This is a genomic window from Catellatospora sp. KI3 (assembly GCF_029948125.1).
Classification (GTDB): domain Bacteria; phylum Actinomycetota; class Actinomycetes; order Mycobacteriales; family Micromonosporaceae; genus Catellatospora.
In genome coordinates, this window is record NZ_JASAMB010000003.1 from 156,404 (window position 1) to 171,561 (window position 15,158).

The 15,158-nt window shown below is 71.4% G+C and carries 12 protein-coding genes; 1 reads left to right on the forward strand and 11 read right to left on the reverse strand.

The genetic code is table 11. The annotated features are described in order from the left end of the window. Position 1: 1 nt before the first annotated feature. Positions 2-235, reverse strand: coding sequence for a hypothetical protein (locus tag QEZ54_RS07280; RefSeq protein ID WP_281303703.1), 234 nt, complete (start codon positions 233-235; stop codon positions 2-4). Positions 236-324: 89 nt separating this feature from the next. On the opposite strand from QEZ54_RS07280, the gene asnB reads away from it, so the two are divergent. Then, positions 325-2,085 carry an asparagine synthase (glutamine-hydrolyzing) gene (gene asnB / locus QEZ54_RS07285; protein ID WP_281303704.1) on the forward strand — a complete coding sequence of 587 codons (1,761 nt, stop codon included), beginning with the start codon at positions 325-327 and terminating at the stop codon, positions 2,083-2,085. A 111-nt stretch (positions 2,086-2,196) separates the two neighbouring features. Here asnB and QEZ54_RS07290 read toward each other — a convergent pair whose 3' ends face one another. Genes QEZ54_RS07290 through QEZ54_RS07335 form a run of 10 tightly spaced genes read right to left on the reverse strand, consistent with a single transcriptional unit; the run spans position 2,197 to position 15,105 of the window. Next, a complete protein-coding gene (locus tag QEZ54_RS07290; protein WP_281303705.1) occupies positions 2,197-3,834 on the reverse strand; it encodes a helix-turn-helix domain-containing protein in 1,638 nt (545 codons plus the stop codon). A 33-nt stretch (positions 3,835-3,867) separates the two neighbouring features. Beyond that, entirely contained in the window at positions 3,868-4,992 is a 1,125-nt protein-coding gene (menC, locus tag QEZ54_RS07295; RefSeq protein WP_281303706.1) for an o-succinylbenzoate synthase, read from the reverse strand. Then, positions 4,989-5,798 carry a GNAT family N-acetyltransferase gene (locus QEZ54_RS07300; RefSeq protein WP_281303707.1) on the reverse strand — a complete coding sequence of 270 codons (810 nt, stop codon included), beginning with the start codon at positions 5,796-5,798 and terminating at the stop codon, positions 4,989-4,991. Before QEZ54_RS07300 ends, menC begins: the two co-directional genes overlap by 4 nt. After that, entirely contained in the window at positions 5,795-6,916 is a 1,122-nt protein-coding gene (locus QEZ54_RS07305; RefSeq protein ID WP_281303708.1) for a M20 family metallopeptidase, read from the reverse strand. Before QEZ54_RS07305 ends, QEZ54_RS07300 begins: the two co-directional genes overlap by 4 nt. A 3-nt stretch (positions 6,917-6,919) precedes the next feature. Beyond that, positions 6,920-8,308, reverse strand: a complete 1,389-nt coding sequence (locus QEZ54_RS07310; RefSeq protein WP_281303709.1) for a serine hydrolase domain-containing protein — start codon at positions 8,306-8,308, stop codon at positions 6,920-6,922. Positions 8,309-8,366: 58 nt separating this feature from the next. Next, complete coding sequence (locus QEZ54_RS07315) at positions 8,367-9,137, reverse strand: ATP-binding cassette domain-containing protein (RefSeq protein ID WP_281303710.1); 771 nt, start codon at positions 9,135-9,137, stop codon at positions 8,367-8,369. After that, the gene (locus QEZ54_RS07320; protein WP_281303711.1) at positions 9,134-11,041 is read right to left on the reverse strand and encodes a dipeptide/oligopeptide/nickel ABC transporter permease/ATP-binding protein; all 1,908 of its coding nucleotides are present in this window, start codon (positions 11,039-11,041) and stop codon (positions 9,134-9,136) included. The genes QEZ54_RS07315 and QEZ54_RS07320 overlap by 4 nt, the downstream gene beginning before the upstream one ends. Then, positions 11,042-12,043, reverse strand: coding sequence for an ABC transporter permease (locus QEZ54_RS07325; RefSeq protein ID WP_281303712.1), 1,002 nt, complete (start codon positions 12,041-12,043; stop codon positions 11,042-11,044). 54 nt (positions 12,044-12,097) lie between these two features. Continuing rightward, a complete protein-coding gene (locus QEZ54_RS07330; RefSeq protein WP_281303713.1) occupies positions 12,098-13,687 on the reverse strand; it encodes an ABC transporter substrate-binding protein in 1,590 nt (529 codons plus the stop codon). A 35-nt stretch (positions 13,688-13,722) separates the two neighbouring features. Continuing rightward, positions 13,723-15,105 carry a serine hydrolase domain-containing protein gene (locus QEZ54_RS07335; RefSeq protein WP_281303714.1) on the reverse strand — a complete coding sequence of 461 codons (1,383 nt, stop codon included), beginning with the start codon at positions 15,103-15,105 and terminating at the stop codon, positions 13,723-13,725. Positions 15,106-15,158: the final 53 nt, after the last annotated feature.

Consider the following 15,158-nt stretch of genomic DNA (forward strand, 5'->3'; position numbering starts at 1 on the left):
CTTAGGCGATGCAGCTACATCCGCAGTTGGTGACGCACCTTCCGGCCACGGTCTCGGACGGGTCCTGCGGTCGGATCGTCCACTCGACGATCATCCCTTTGCTCGCCGCCTGGGTGAGCCGCTCGCCGATCGCACGGGTCTCGTCGGTCCGCTCGATGCTGAGGGCCTTGCGGCGCGCCTCGCCAGCCTCGATGAGCTGCTGCTTCAGTTCTGCGTACTTCTCCGCATCAGACATCGGGTCCTCCTCGAAGGCCGCATCGCGAAATCATGGACGCGTACAGCCAACTTACAAAACTAACTAATAGTAATCAAGGGAGACACAGAGTGTGCGGCATCGTCGGGTACCACGATCGTGAAAGCTCGCACAATCTGTCCGAAATCGCGCTAGCCTTGGCTCACCGCGGTCCCGATGGCACCGGCGTGTGGACCGGCGACGAGACCGGACTGGCGGTCACCCGGCTCAGCCTGCTCGACCTCGAGCACGGCGCCCAGCCGATGGCGACTGAGGACGGACGAGCGGCCGTGGCCCTCAACGGCGAAATCTACAACCACGCCAAGCTGCGCGCGGAGCTCGAAAGCGAGGGGATCTCGTTCCAGGGCCGCTCGGACACCGAGGTCCTCCTACGCGGTTTCATCCGCTGGGGACCACGAGTGGTGGAGCGTCTCGAGGGCATGTTCGCCGTGGCGATGAGCCAGGGCCGCAGACTGCACCTCGCGCGTGACACGTTCGGCATGAAGCCACTGTTCTGGTGGCTGTCACGCGACCGGCAGGCGTTGGCGTTCGGTTCGGAGATCAAGGCGTTGCTGCGCTTCCCCGCCGTGCCGCGCCGCCTCGACCCCACGGCGCTCGTCGAGGAGATGGTCTTCGGCCACACTCTGGGAGTCCGGACCCTGCTCCGCGACATTCAGCAACTCGCGCCCGGGACTCTCATGACCATCGAGCCTCGACACTCCCGGCTCGAGATCAGCACCGAGCGCTTCGCGTTGCCGCGCCTCGGCGCGACGCCCCCGACCGCGCGGCAGGCCGGTGAGCAGATCGGCGAGCTGCTGCGAGAGTCGGTCGCCCTGCACATCAACGCCGATCACCCCGTGGTTACATACCTGTCCGGAGGCGCCGACAGCACGCTTCTGGCATCGCTGCGGCGAGATCACCGAGGATCGAAGTCGTTCGTGGTCGCAGACGGCAAGCATGTCGCGGACCTGGCTTACGCGGCCGAGGTGGCGAATGCGCTCGGCCTCGAACACGAGCCGATCCTCACCCCCCGCGAACCTCAGCTCGCCTGGCTCGCGAACGCGGTCCTGGCCATGGAGGCCCCTCGCACTCCCACGCTCGCGCTCGTGTCGGCTCCTCGCGTGCGCTCCTTCACCAAAGCAGCGCTGTGCGGCGAGGGCGCGGACGAGCTGCTCTCGGGCTATCCCATGCACGAGCGGCCGGGGCCGTATCTCGATCGATTCGAGCAACGCCTCGCGCGGCTGCAGAGCACGAGCAGGCTGCCGGCATCGGCATTCGAAACCACCGAGGCGCAGCTCGCCGCGCTGCGGCCAGATCGTCACCGTGATCAGCCCTCGGCTGTCTACGACTTTCTCCTCCACCAAGTCATGCCCAACAAGCACCTGGCCATCTGGGATCGCGGCGCGATGGCCGCGTCGCTCGAGATTCGCATGCCGTACCTCACGCGAGGGATCCGCGACTTGGCGCTGAGCCTGCCGAAAGACCGGACTTCCGGATCACCGAAGGAGCTGCTCGCAGCGGCAATGCAGCGTGCCTTGGGCGCCCCACTCGCCGAGCGGATCGCGACACGCACCAAGACCGCCGCACCCGACGCGCTCGAGGTGACGCGCCGCCGCCTGAGCAATCTCGCCACCTCGGCGATGCCCTCGGCCTGGCACAGCCGGCATCCACTGCGGCGAATCTGCACGGCACCGCACATGCTGTTCATGCTCGACTTGTTCCTCATCGCTTTCATCGATCGCGATGGCTCATTTCCCCACGACTTCGCCGCCGAGGCCCTCTACACGCGCCATGAAAGCGACCTTCGGGCAGCCCACGAATCCGCTTGCGATGCGTTGCTGGAAGGGCGATGAGGCAGGGCACGTGATCATCGTGAACCCGACCGGCATCAGCCGGAGCAGTATCAAGCGTCCGTCGGGAGCCGGGTCACCGGCACGAAGGGCGGGTCATCGCCGGACCGGCTGTCACGAGTCGCCGGAGCGAGGCTGTCCGTAGTTGAGGATGCGCAGCTGGAGCATGGCCGCGAAGCGCTGGTCGGGATCACTGAGATCCAAACCGCTGACCTCAGTGATCCGCCGCAGCCGGTAGCGCAGGGTGTTGGGGTGGATGAACAGTGCGTTCGCGGCGGCGGTGACGTCTCCGAGAGCGTCGAGCCAGGCGCGCAGCGATTCGACCAGGCCGCTTTCGCCGTCGAGGTCGTAGTCGAGCAGCTTGGCCAGTGCGCCGCCGGGGCGCTCGCCGCGCGCGGCCGCGATGTCGCGCAGTTCCAGCATCAGGGATTGGGTCTGAACGTCGTCCAGGCGGGCCACGCGCTGGGTGGCGGGACCGTCGACCAGGACGCGCAGCACCCGGTCGGCGACCGCTCGCGATTGGACGAGTTCGCTGACGGCGCTGGCGACCGTGCCGATCGCCGCGACCAGGGGGAGCTTGTCGCCGACCCGGTCGGCGAACTCGTTGAGGATCCGCATCGTGCGTTCCTCCGGGTCGCCGGGCCGGCGCGGCGTGTGCAGGAGCGCGTACACGGTTCGGCCGACGGGGGCGACTGCCGCCTGCTGCGCGGTGGCGGTGAGGTGCACCGACATGGCGTCGGCCAGCCGCTGCTGCGCGGCGGCCCGTTCGGAGTCGCGTTCATACTCGGTCGGCAGCGCGGCTGCGACGACCAGGACCGGTTTGCCGCTGAGCCCGAGGCGGGCGAGTGCGTCGCGGGCGGCTGGTCCGCCTTCGAGCGCGGTGCTGACCAGGTCGGTCTGGAGCCGGCGTTGGACGTCTGCGCCGGCGCGGATGCGCAGCAGGTGCAGTGCGACGAGGTTCGCCGCTTCGCTGAGAGCCTTCGACCGCTGGGGGGTGATGTCGCCGTCCATGACGGCCCAGATCGAGCCGAGGATCTCGTCGCCGGCCCGGACCGCGATGGCGATGCGCTGCTTGGTCAGGCTCTCGTGGCCCAGCGCCCGGGGGTCCACGATGACGGGTCCGCGCTGGCGGTACAGGTCGCGGAACACGCCTGCCTCGGTGAGCAGCCGGGCATACCGGTCGGGCACCTGGCGGCCGATGACGGTCTCCACCCGCGAGGGGTCGGCTTCCTCCTGGCGGCCGGAGAACGCCAGGACGCGGGAGCTGCGGTCTTCGATGGTGACGGGTGCGTCGAGCAGGGCGGCGACCGCGTTGGCGACGGCGAACAGGTCGCCGGAGGGCAGGCCGCCGAGGGACTCCTGCGCGGTGACGGCGACGTCGTCCTCGGCCAGGACCGAGCGCAGCAGCGCGATCAGCTGGGTCCAGGTGGCCCCGCGGCGCAGGCCGATGAGGGCGATCCCGGTGCGGTCGATGGTGCGCCGCAGCTCGTCGTCGATCGCGGCGGAGCGGACCACGAGCCCGACCGCGCCGCGGCCGGCGACGCGGGCGATGACCTCGGGCAGGTGGGCGGCCTCGATGCCGAGCCCGAGGACGAGGGCCTGGGGTGGGAAGACCGGCTCGTCGGTGGGGTCGTCGATGACGACCCCACCGATCTCACCGTGGTGGTCGGGATCGCCGTGCAGCAGTTCCAGCAGCGTGTCGCCGAGGTCGCCGAGCACGCGGCCCAGGCTGGCTCGCGGTCGCTGGGTCACGGGGTGCAGCTTACGCACTGGTGGCGGCACGGATCAGAATTCGAAGAGGTCCACGGCCGTGGTGACCTCCTCCAGGATCTCGGGGATCGGATCGACGCCCAGTCCGGCGCCGGTGGGTACGCGGATGTGGCCGTCCTCCAGGACGAGCGGTGCGGTGACGTCGACCCGGTAGAACCGCCCCGAGGCGGAGATGTCGCCCGGCAGCGTGAATCCGGGCAGGGATGCCAGTGCCGCGTTGGCGGCGCGGCCGAGACCGCTTTCGATCATCCCGCCGCACCACACAGGTACGCCGTGGGCCGCCGCGACGTCGTGGATGGCTCTGGCTTCGAGGTAGCCGCCGACCCGGCCGGGTTTGATGTTGATGACCTGGGTGGCGCCGAGCCGGATCGCCGCGGCGGCGGTCTGCGCGGAGGTGATCGATTCGTCGAGGCAGATCGGCGTGCGCACGGTCTTGGCGAGGTCGGCGTGGCCGAGGACGTCGTCCTCGGCCAGCGGCTGCTCGATCAGGAGCAGGTCGAAGTCGTCGAGCTTGGCCAGGTGCCGGGCGTCGCGCAGGGTGTACGCGGTGTTGGCGTCGACCTGCAGCGCGACGTCGTCGCCGAATCGCTCCCGCACGGCGCGGACCGGTGCCACGTCCCAGCCCGGTTCGATCTTGAGTTTGATCCGGCGGTAGCCCTCGCCGAGGTAGCCTGCCACCACGTCGAGCAGCGCGGGAATGGACTCGAGGATCCCCACCGACACGCCCGCCGGGACCCGGTCGACCACGCCGCCGAGTTCGCGGGCGAACGAGCGGCCCGTCTCGCGCAGTTCGGCGTCCAGGATCGCCATCTCAAGGGCGGCCTTGGCCATGCGATGGCCTTTGAACGGCTCCAGCAGCCGGGCGACGACCGGGGCGCCGAACTCGCCGACAGCGGCTGCGCCCTGGCCGGTGGCCAGCGCCGGCAGGAAGAACTGCCGCAGGACATCGCTCTGCCCGTCGACATACTCCGGTGAGTAGCCGGGGTCGGCAAGCGCGACGCATTCGCCCCAGCCGCACGCACCGTCGGTGATCACCTTGAGCAGCAGGATGTCGCGCTGATGCTGGGTGCCGAACGAGGTACGAAACGGGCTGACCAGCGGCATCGCGATCCGGCGCAGCTCCACTGCGCGTAGTTTCATGGCCTGTGTCCCATCGGAGTCGGGGGTTCGAGGTGGTATCCGGCAGTACGGTCGAAACCGGCGACCCGCCAGCCTTGCGACAGCAGCGGCTGTAGGCCGTCGCGCACGCGCACGCGCCACGCTCGAGCCTCGGCGTGACCACCGGCCCGCATCGCCTCGATGTCGGCCGGCAACGCCACGCGCGCGGCACGCTCCGACGGGCTCACCACCGGCAGCGCCCGCCCCGTGCAGGCGGCGACGGCGGCGGGGGAGAGCAGGTCCCAGCGCACCAGGACCCGGTCGGAGTCGTCGAAGCCGTTGATCGCGTCGTTCATCCGGCCGTAGAAGTTCGTCAGGTACTCCACCGGCCGGGCGCCGAGCTTGGCGATGTTGAAGTACGCGTTGCGGGCGACCAGCGGATCGTAGGTCCATTCGATCGCCGCGATGCCCCGGTGCAGCGCCCACGCCCGCTGGTGCAGCTTGAGCGCGTAGCCGACGCCGCGCCCCACCCGGCCCGGCAGCACCCCGGCGATGTGGCTGTGCAGCGCACGGACACGCGGTGCCTCGTGGAAGGCGACGCAGCCGCCGATCAGCTGCCCGTCGGCGTACGCGCCGACGACGTAGCTGCCGGCTTTGCTCATGGCCCGCAGCAGCTCGCCCGACATCATCGGGACCGAGGACCCCCAGATCTCGGTGAACCGGTCGGCCAGGGCGGTGACCTCGCCGATCTCGGTGAGCTCGCGCAGCTCGGTGCCCGCCTGAGCGGCGGCCTTGGCCCAGCCCGCCTCCGCTTCGGCGATGCGGCCGTCACAGTCGTCTGCGCTCATGTGCTTTCCTCGAGGAGTTCGGCGACCAGCGCGTGCAGCAGCGCGCACCGGTCGAGGAGACGGTCGACGAGGACGTGCTCACCGTCGGCGTGAGCCCCCGCCCCGACGGCGCCGAGCCCGTCCAGGGTGGGCGTGCCGACACCGGCCGTGAAGTTGCCGTCGCTGGCCCCGCCGACGGCGGCCGTCGACAGCGGCGGCAGGTGCAGCCGGTCGACGATCCGGTGCGCGCGGGCGACCAGCGGCGCGCTGGACGAGGCCTCCAGCGGCGGCCGGTTGACGCCACCGGAGACGGCCAGGGTCGCCCCGGCCAGCACCGGGGTGAGCGCCCGCAGCGCCGTATCGACCCGCTGCTGCTCCTGGGCGCTCCAGGCCCGCACATCCACGTTGAAAGCGGCCGCCGCCGGGACGGTGTTCGATGTCGTGCCTGCCCGTACGACCGTCGGGGTGACCGTCGTACCGGCCGCCGGATCACCGAGCGCCGCGACGGCGAGCAGCTGGTGGGCCAGCTCCAAACCGGCGTTGACGCCCTTGTCCGGTTCCAGGCCTGCGTGGGCGGCCCGGCCGGTCACCCCGACCTCGTACAGCGACACGCCCTTGCGGGCCGTCTTCAGCGCGCCGCCGTCGGCGGAGGCTTCCAGGACCAGCGCCGCCGCGGCGCCGCGGCACTGGTCCTCGATCAGCGCGCGCGAGGACGGCGAGCCGAGTTCCTCGTCCCCGGTCACCAGCAGGGTCACCCCGTCGCGCTCGGCCAGCCCCGCCACCACGTGGATGGCCATGGCCAGGCCCGCGAGCATGTCGAAGCAGCCCGGTCCGCGTATCACGCCGTCCTCGACGCCGAACGGGATGCGCCGCAGCGTCCCGATCGGCCACACGGTGTCGTGGTGGCCCAGTAGCAGGACCCGGCCGGTGGGCCGGTCGCCGAAGCGCCACCGCAGGTGGCTCCAGCCGTCGATGGTGATCCGTTCGGGTGCCTGGCCCAGGCGGGCGGTGCCGATCTCGGCGACCAGGTCGGCTGACCGGGCCACCGCCGCGTGGTCAGCCGACGGCGACTCGCATTCGACGAGCCGCCGCAGGTCCGACAGCAGCTCGCCGAGGTCAACTGGTGGAGGTGTGTGCACGGGTCAGGCTGTCTGCTTCGGGGTGGCGCGCGCGCCGAGGTGGATGTAAGCCTCGCCGGTCGGCAGGGTGTAGAACCGCACCGGGTAGTGGGCGTCGGACCCGTCGAGCTGGACGGCGAACAGCGCCTCCTCGACCGGGATCAGCGGGTGCGTCTCGGGCTTGGCGTCCTCCAGCTGGGCCACCGGGCCGGACAGGGTGATGCGGATCATCGGCCGGCCGTCCTCGAGGAATACTTCGAGGTTCACCGATTCGCGGCGGTACACGCCGGTGTACGGGGTGGCGTCGACCTGGACCGGTACGGCGGGCACGGCGAAGCGGGGCGGCAGGGCCACGCCGGCGAGCTCCTCGAAGATCTCGCCGAACAGGTCCCGGTACAGCGGGATCGCGCTGCCGATGTTGGCGTTGAGGGCGACCGCGATACCCGCTTCGGGCAGCAGCCGCAGGAACGCCGTCTGGCCGATGGTGTTGCCGTCGTGTCCGATGGCGCGGTGGCCGTTCCAGTCGCACCGGAACCAGCCGAGCCCCCACGAGTCGCCGAGCAGGATCTTCTCCGGGCAGTCCACCTGGAAGGCGGACATCGCGGCGGTGCTCTCCGCCGACAGCACGGCGGTGCCGTCCTTGGCGCGTCCGCCGGTCATGTGCATGCGGGCGAACGCGAGCACCTCGGCGACGGTGGAGTTGATCAGCCCGGCCGGCCCGACCGAGCGCGGCAGCGCCCACACCGGTGCGACGACCGGCTCATCGCCGCCCTTGAGATGCCCGACCGAGTGCGCGAACACCATCGCCTCCTCGGGCAGGGTGCCGGTACGGGTGAGCCCCAGCGGGACGAACAGCTTCTCCTTGATCGCCGCGTCCCAGGTCTGCCCGGTGACCACCTCGATGATCCGGCCGAGGATCGAGTACCCGGAGTTGCAGTACGACCAGGTGGCCCCCAGCGGATGGTTCTGCGCGGCGGTGCTCAGCGCGGCGACGTACTTCTGCAGGGCGTCGTCGCCGCGGCCGGTGTCGGTGAACACGTCGCCGTCGACGCCGCTGCTGTGGGTCAGCAGGTGCCGGACGGTCACCTCCCGGGTCACGTCCGGGTCGCGCAGCTGCAGGTCGGTGAGGATGTCGGCCACCGGGGTGTCGAGGGTGAAACGGCCCTCGTCGACCAGCTGCATGATGACGGTGGCGGTCCAGACCTTGCTGATAGAGCCGATCTGCCACACCGAGTCGGTGGTCGCGGGCTGGCCGGTCCCGGCGTGCAGGACCCCGGTGGCGGTGACGAACAGCTCGTCGTCGGCACCGTCGGTGCCCAGGCGCAGGATGCCGAGCTGGGCACCGGGAACGCCGTACTGGGCCACCAGTTCGGCCAGGCGGCTCTCCCAGTGGGCGTGGTTGATCGTGGTCATCGGGTCTCCTCCGAACGGACGGGATGGGTAGGGAAAGGGCAGCCGGTACCGGCCATGGTCAGTCGCAGCCGCTCTCGGCGGACCGGACGGGCCGGCGGCCGCCGGCCCCGGTCGGCACCGCGGCCAGCAGCTGTCGGGTGTAGTCGTCACGCGGGTCGGCGAGGACCTCGGCCGTGGGGCCCTCCTCGACGATGCGGCCCTGGTACATGACGGCGATCCGGCTGGCGACATACCGCACGACCGCGAGGTTGTGCGAGATGAACAGCATCGACAGGCCCAGCTCGCGCTGCATGTCACGGACGAGGTTGAGGATCGCGCCCTGCACCGACACGTCCAGCGCCGAGGTGATCTCGTCGGCGATCAGCACCTCGGGCCGCCCGGCCAGCGCGCGGGCGAGCGCGACGCGCTGACGCTGGCCGCCGGACAGCTGGCCCGGACGGTGACCGGCACGCGCCGGATCGAGGTGGACCAGGTGCAGCAGCCGCTCGACCTCGGACCGGCGTGCGGCCCGGCCCAGCCGGTGCGGGATGGCTTCGGCGATGCTGTCGCCGACCGTCATACGAGGGTCGAGCGAGGAGTACGGGTCCTGGAAGACCATCTGCACCGGGCGCCGCCGCCCCCGGCGGGGCAGGTCACGGCCGTCGAGTGCGATCCGGCCGCCGCTGACGGGGGCCAGGCCGACGACGGCGCGGGCGATGCTCGACTTGCCCGAGCCGGATTCCCCGACCAGTCCGACGATCTGACCCTCGGGAACGACGAGGTCGACGCGGTCGACCGCGACCGTGTGCCGGTAGCGCACGGTGAGGTCGTGCAGGCTGAGAATGCTCACGCGTCGACCTCCAGGGCCGCCAGGTCGGACAGGATCGGCAGCGGCTCGCCGGCGTGCCAGCACGCCACCCGCGATCGGTCGGCCGCTGTCCGCAGCGGCGGGTCCTGCGCTCGGCAGCGGTCGTCGGCCAGCGGGCATCGTGCCGCGTAGGCGCATCCGGCCGGTACGTGGGCGGGGTCGACGGGCTGGCCGGGGATCGTGGCCAGCGGTGCGTCGATGTCGCTGCGCATGTCGGGTACGGCGGCGACCAGCGCTCTGGTGTAGGGGTGGCGGGCGCCGTCGGCCAGCTCACCGGCGGGCAGGTCCTCGACGACGCGCCCGGCGTACATCACCAGGACCCGGTCGCAGACCTCGGCGATCACGGAGACGTCGTGGCTGATCAGGATGACGGCGACGCCGTCGGCGGCCCGTACCTCCTGCAGCATGTCCAGGACCTGGCGCTGGACGGTGACGTCGAGTGCCGTCGTCGGCTCGTCGGCGACGATGAGCTTCGGCGTCCCCATCAGCCCCATCCCGATCATCGCGCGTTGGCGCATGCCGCCGGAGAACTCGAACGGGTACTGCCGTGCCCGTCGCCGCGGGTCGGGGATGCGGACCGCCCGCAGCCGGTCGACGGCCCGCTGCCACGCCTGTGCCCGGGTCGCGCGCTGGTGGGCCCGGGCCGCTTCGGCCAGTTGCGCCCCGACCCGGTGGGCCGGGTTGAACGAGGTCATCGGGTCCTGGAACACCACCGCCAGCGACGTGCCGAGCAGGTGCCGGTGGCCGGTGCCGTCGCGCAGGTCGGCGCCGAGGAACGTGAGCCGTTCGGCGTCCACCCGTGCCGGGAACTCCAGCAGGTCGGCCACTGCCAGCGCGGTGAGCGACTTGCCTGAGCCGGACTCGCCGACGATGCCGACCGCTTCGCCGCGGTGCACCTGGAACGTGACGCCGCGTACCGGGCTGATCTCCGCATCGCCGTGCGGGAAGGCCACGCGCAGGTCCCGGACGTCCAGGACGAGGTCGGTGTCGGTGTCCGGGCCGGTGCGGGCGCCTGCGGCCGGTGCCCGCCGTCGGCGCGGCGTGACGGCCGCGCGCCACGGGACGTCGATCTGCACGCCCAGCGATCGGGCCACGGCTTCGCCGCTGAGGTTGAACGCGAGCCCGGCGATGATCACCGCGGCGCCGGGCGCCAGCGCGGCCAGCGGGTGGACGTAGATGCCGGTCAGCCCGTCCTGCATCATGCGCCCCCAGTCGTAGGCCGGCGACTGCACGCCGAGGCCGAGGAACGACAGGCCCGCGAAGGACAGCAGCACCCCGCCGGCGCCGATGGTGGCGTTGACCATCAGCGGCTCGGCGATGTTCGGCAGCACGTGCCGGATGAGGATGCGGCCCGAGCCCACCCCTGAGACCCGGGCGGCGGCGACGAAGTCGCGGCCCGCGACACCGGCCATCAGCGTGTGGCACAGCCGGGCGAAGACCGGCGCTCCGGCGAAGCCGACGGCCAGCACCGCGCCTTGGGCCCCGACGCCGAAGACGACGGCGAAGAAGAGCACCAGCAGCAGGCCGGGGAACGCGACGACCGTGTTGACCAGTCCGATGATCGGCCGGCCGAGCCAGCGGCCCAGCAGCATGGGGGCGGACCCGAGCACGATGCCGACGGCGACGGAGATGGCAGTCGCCGACACCGCCAGGGCGATCGACAGGCGGGTCGCGACCAGTACCCGGAAGAAGATGTCCCGGCCGAGGTTGTCGGTGCCGAACCAGTGCTGGGCAGAGGCCCCGGCCAGCATGTTGTCGGTGTCGAACGAGGTGGCCTGGTGGCCCCAAAGCAGCGGGGCGAACACGGCCGTGAACAGGGTGAGGGCGAGCAGCCCGAACCCGGTGAGGCCCAGCGGTGTGCGCACGGCCCGCGACCAGTTCTTCATTCAGTCGACTCCGATCGTGGAGCGCGGGTCGAGCACGGCCAGCGCGACGTCGACCACGGTGTTGATCAGCAGCACTCCGATCCCGTAGACGAGAACGGTGCCCTGCACCAGCGGAAAGTCCTTGTTGGTGATCGACCCGACGATCGAACTGCCCAGCCCCGGCCAGGCGAAGACGTTCTCGACCAGGACCGTGCCGGCCACCAGCGACCCCAGCAGCAGCCCGCTGAGGGTCAGCGTCGCGGTGACGGCGTTGGGCAGTGCGTGCACCAGGTGGATGCGCAGCCCCGACAGCCGTTTCGCCCGCGCGGTACGCAGATAGTCGGTGTCCAGGACGGCCAGCATCTCCACCCGCACGATCCGGGACAGGATCGCCGCCGGGCCGATCGCCAGGGCCAGCACCGGAAGGACGTAGGAGCTGGGCGCGTCCCGGCCGGCCACCGGCAGCCAGTGCAGCTGGACGGCGAAGACGAACACCAGCAGGACGCCGAGGACGAAGTCCGGGACGGCCCCGAGGACCACCGACGATCCGGCGAAGGCCAGTTCGGTGCGGCGTGCGCGCCCGTGCCGGGTCAGGGCCGCGATCGCCGCACCCAGCGGTATCGCGATCGCCATTGCCACCGCGAACGCCAGCAGCGCCAGCTCGGCGGTGGCCGGCAGCCGCTGGCCGATGATCTGGCCCACCGGCAGCTGGGTGCCGATGGAGTCGCCGAGCTGCCCGGTGCACAGGTCACGCAGGAAGTGCCAGTACTGGACCAGCAGCCGGTCGTCCAGACCGAGCGCGTGCCGGCGCGCGGCGACCACGTCGGCCGCTGCCAGCGGCCCCAGCGCGGCCCGGACCGGATCGCCCGGTACCAGGTGCACCATGAAGAACGCCGCCGTGACGAGCACCCACAGCGACACCAGCAGCCGCAGGAGCCTTCGGGCCGCGAAGCGGACCCACCGGTTCTGCCACCATGCGGTGGCCCGGCCGGGCTCCGCGGCGGCTGCTGGTGTCGCTGACATGAGGGCGTTCTCCCGGGGGTTGAGGTGACGGTTGCGGCGTGGTCGGGCCGGAGGTCAGCCGAGCATCTTGATCGAGGTGGGCGCGATCGTTCCGGCCTGCTCGAGAGTGGCGCCCTTGAAGAAGGTCGGTAGCAGGCTGTTGGCGAACGGCACCACATCGGCCGCCTTGAACAGGGCCGCCTCGGCCGCGAGCCAGTCGGCGCAGCCGGCCGCGCCGACCTGGGCCGCGGCCTTGGTCGCGGCGGCGGTGTACGCGGCGTTGTCGATGGCGGCGAAGTTGGTGCCGTTGGGTGCGGCCAGCCCGGACAGGAACGCCAGGAGCTGGTCGGGGGTGTTGACGTTCAGCGCCTCCCACGCCACGTCCCAGGCGCCGGTGCCGAACATCGCGCCCTGCATCGCCGCGGTCGGCTGCGACGTCGCCGTCACCTCGACGCCGATCGCCTTCCACTGGCTGGCCGCCAGCTCGGCGGCGGCCGACGCCCCGGTCCCGAGTGCCGAGTCGTACAGCATGGTCAGGGACAGCTTCTTGCCGTCCTTGGTCAGGATCCCGTCGGAGCCGGGCGTCCAGCCGGCTGCGGCGAGCTTCGCCTTGGCGCCGTCGACGTCGGTGGCCGGTACGTTGCCCTGCACCGAGTCGCCCTGGCAGCCGGCCGGCGGCAGCACCGCGAGCTGGGTGGCCGGTCCGCCGGTGTTGCTGGTCAGCACCTTCTGCAGCTGCGCCAGGTCCAGTGCCTCGGTCAGCGCCAGGCGTACCTGCGGGTCGCTGGTCACGTGCCCGGCGGCGTGGTTGTACCACTGCTGTCCGAGCAGCAGCGGGGTCGATGACGAGGCGACGCCCGCCGCGCTCAGGCGGGTGCGGTCGGTGCCGACGATCTGTGCGGCGTTGATCTGGCCGGCGAGGAGCTGGTTGGCGGCGGTCGTCTCGTTCTGGATGACCTTGACGACGATCTTGGCCGGAGTGCCGTCCGCCGCGGTGCTCGCCCCGCCGGGGCCCCACGTGTAGTCCTTGCGGACGGTGTAGACGTACTGGTCGCCCGGGCTGGCCTGGGACAGCGTGTAGGGGCCGGTGCCGTCGGTGGCGCCCTTGAGCGAGGCACGGTCCCGCATGCCCTTCGGGCACACCATCGGCAGGTTCGACAGGCTGCTCAGCAGGAACGGCGCCGGCTGGGCCAGCTTGAGCTGCACGGTCGAACCGCTGGCGGTGGCGGTGGCACCGGCGGGGATGAACGCGCCGAGCAGCGGGCTCTTGTTGGCCGGATCCTCGACGTAGGTGATGTTGTCGGCGACCGTCTGCGCGGTGAAGGCCGTGCCGTCGGCGCAGGTGACACCGGACTTGATGGTGAATGTGGCCGACGTGCCGTCGACGGTCCACGACGAGGCCAGCTGCGGCTGGATGTCGCCCTTCGCGCCGAGGCTGACCAGCGCGTCGTACGCGAAGGCGTTCAGCTGGATCAGCGAGCTGCCCGCACCGGCCTGCGGGTCCAGGCTGCCGGGGTCGGACGTCGCGGCGAGGGTGAAGGTGGCCCCGTTGACATACTTCTGCGACGGCGCGTCATCACCGGAACCGCCGCTGCACGCGGAAAGGCACGCCGCGACGAGCGCCGCGGCGCCCACGGCCCGTGCCCTGCTCGGGTAAGACCTCATTATGGAGCCTCCTACTGGGGTGTCGTGCGGAACCATCAATCGGCGGTCCGGGCAACAGCCCGGCCGTAGTGGATGTACTGGCAGCGCCCGGCACCGTCGCGGCCGATGAAGGCGAAGACGAGATGGACGCCGTGGTGCGGCTCGGCAGAGATCAGGCAGTCCGGGGAGTAGCGCACCAGCCGCGTACGCAGGGGCTGCTCCAGCCCGGCGAGCACGTCCTTGGGCACCCGGTCCAGCCAGACCGTGCCGTCGGTGTCCCGGCTCACCGTGATGTCGTAGATCGTGTCGGCGTAGCGGCCCAGGTACGGCGCGGCATCGAACGCGACCGGTGCGGCCGGCGGAACTCGCGGGCCCGGCAGCACGATGCCCGCGAGCTGCTCGAGCAGGTGCCCGACGACGTCGCGGTAGAGCCCGATGACATCGCCGCCGTTGGTCAGCAGCGCGACCGCGACACCGGCGTCGGGCACGACCCGCAGGAACGCCGCCTGACCGATGGTGCCGCCGTCGTGGCCGACGACCGTGCGGCCGTCGTACACGTCGCGCTCCCAGCCCAGGCCCCACGAACCGCCCATCATGGCCAGCTCCGGGACCGTGACCTGCGGCTGCTGCATGGCGGCGACTGTCTGCGGTGCCAGGATCAGCGTGCCGTCCGCGGCCGTGCCGCCGGCCAGGTGCATGGCTGCGAAGCCGACCAGATCGCCGGGGGTCATGGCCAGCATCGAGCCCGCCGGTGCGTTCGACCGCGGCAGCGCCCAGGTCGCGGTGGGTACGGGGCGGCCGTCGTCGCCGGTGAGGTGGCCGACGGCGGCCCGGTGCACGATCGCCTCGTACGGGCTCGGGCACACCCGAGGCAGGGCCAGCGGTGCCGCCAGCCGCCGCATCAGCACCTCGTCGTACGGCAGCCCGCGCAGCACCTCCACCAGCCGCCCGAGCACCACGAACCCGGTGTTGTTGTAGGAGAAGAACTCGCCCGCCGGGAACAGCTGCGGTATGCCGCCGATGGAGGCGACATACCGCTCGACCGCGTCCTCGCCGCGGCCGGTGTCGGTGAAGACGTCGCCCTCGAAACCGGCGGTGTGGCACAGCAGCTGGCGCGGCGTGATCGCTGCGGCGGCCACCGCGTCGCCGACCGCGAACTCCGGCAGGTGAGCCCGGACGGGCTGGTCCAGGTCGACCAGCCCGTCGTCCACCAACTGCATGACCAGGGCACTGGTCCACAGCTTCGTGATCGACCCGATCTGGAACACGGTGTCCGTGTCGACCGGGACCCCCGTGGTCGTACTGGTGACCCCGGTCGCAGCCGCGAACCGGCGGCCGCCGGCCAGCACCGCCACGGAGGCACCCGGCACGCCGCGCTCGGCGGCCAGGCGGCCGAGGTTGGAGTCAAGCCAGCTCTGAACGTCCTTCGGGTCGGTCATGCGGACCGACAGTAGGGATCCCGGCCCCGCACCGCTTTGGCCTGGTCGACAAA

Coding starts and splice junctions, on each gene's coding strand:
- QEZ54_RS07280 (WP_281303703.1), bottom strand. CDS start 235: ATGTCTGATGCGGAGAAGTACGCAGAACTGAAGCAGCAGCTCATCGAG.
- menC (WP_281303706.1), bottom strand. CDS start 4,992: ATGAAACTACGCGCAGTGGAGCTGCGCCGGATCGCGATGCCGCTGGTC.
- QEZ54_RS07300 (WP_281303707.1), bottom strand. CDS start 5,798: ATGAGCGCAGACGACTGTGACGGCCGCATCGCCGAAGCGGAGGCGGGC.
- QEZ54_RS07310 (WP_281303709.1), bottom strand. CDS start 8,308: ATGACCACGATCAACCACGCCCACTGGGAGAGCCGCCTGGCCGAACTG.
- QEZ54_RS07320 (WP_281303711.1), bottom strand. CDS start 11,041: ATGAAGAACTGGTCGCGGGCCGTGCGCACACCGCTGGGCCTCACCGGG.
- QEZ54_RS07325 (WP_281303712.1), bottom strand. CDS start 12,043: ATGTCAGCGACACCAGCAGCCGCCGCGGAGCCCGGCCGGGCCACCGCA.
- QEZ54_RS07330 (WP_281303713.1), bottom strand. CDS start 13,687: ATGAGGTCTTACCCGAGCAGGGCACGGGCCGTGGGCGCCGCGGCGCTC.
- QEZ54_RS07335 (WP_281303714.1), bottom strand. CDS start 15,105: ATGACCGACCCGAAGGACGTTCAGAGCTGGCTTGACTCCAACCTCGGC.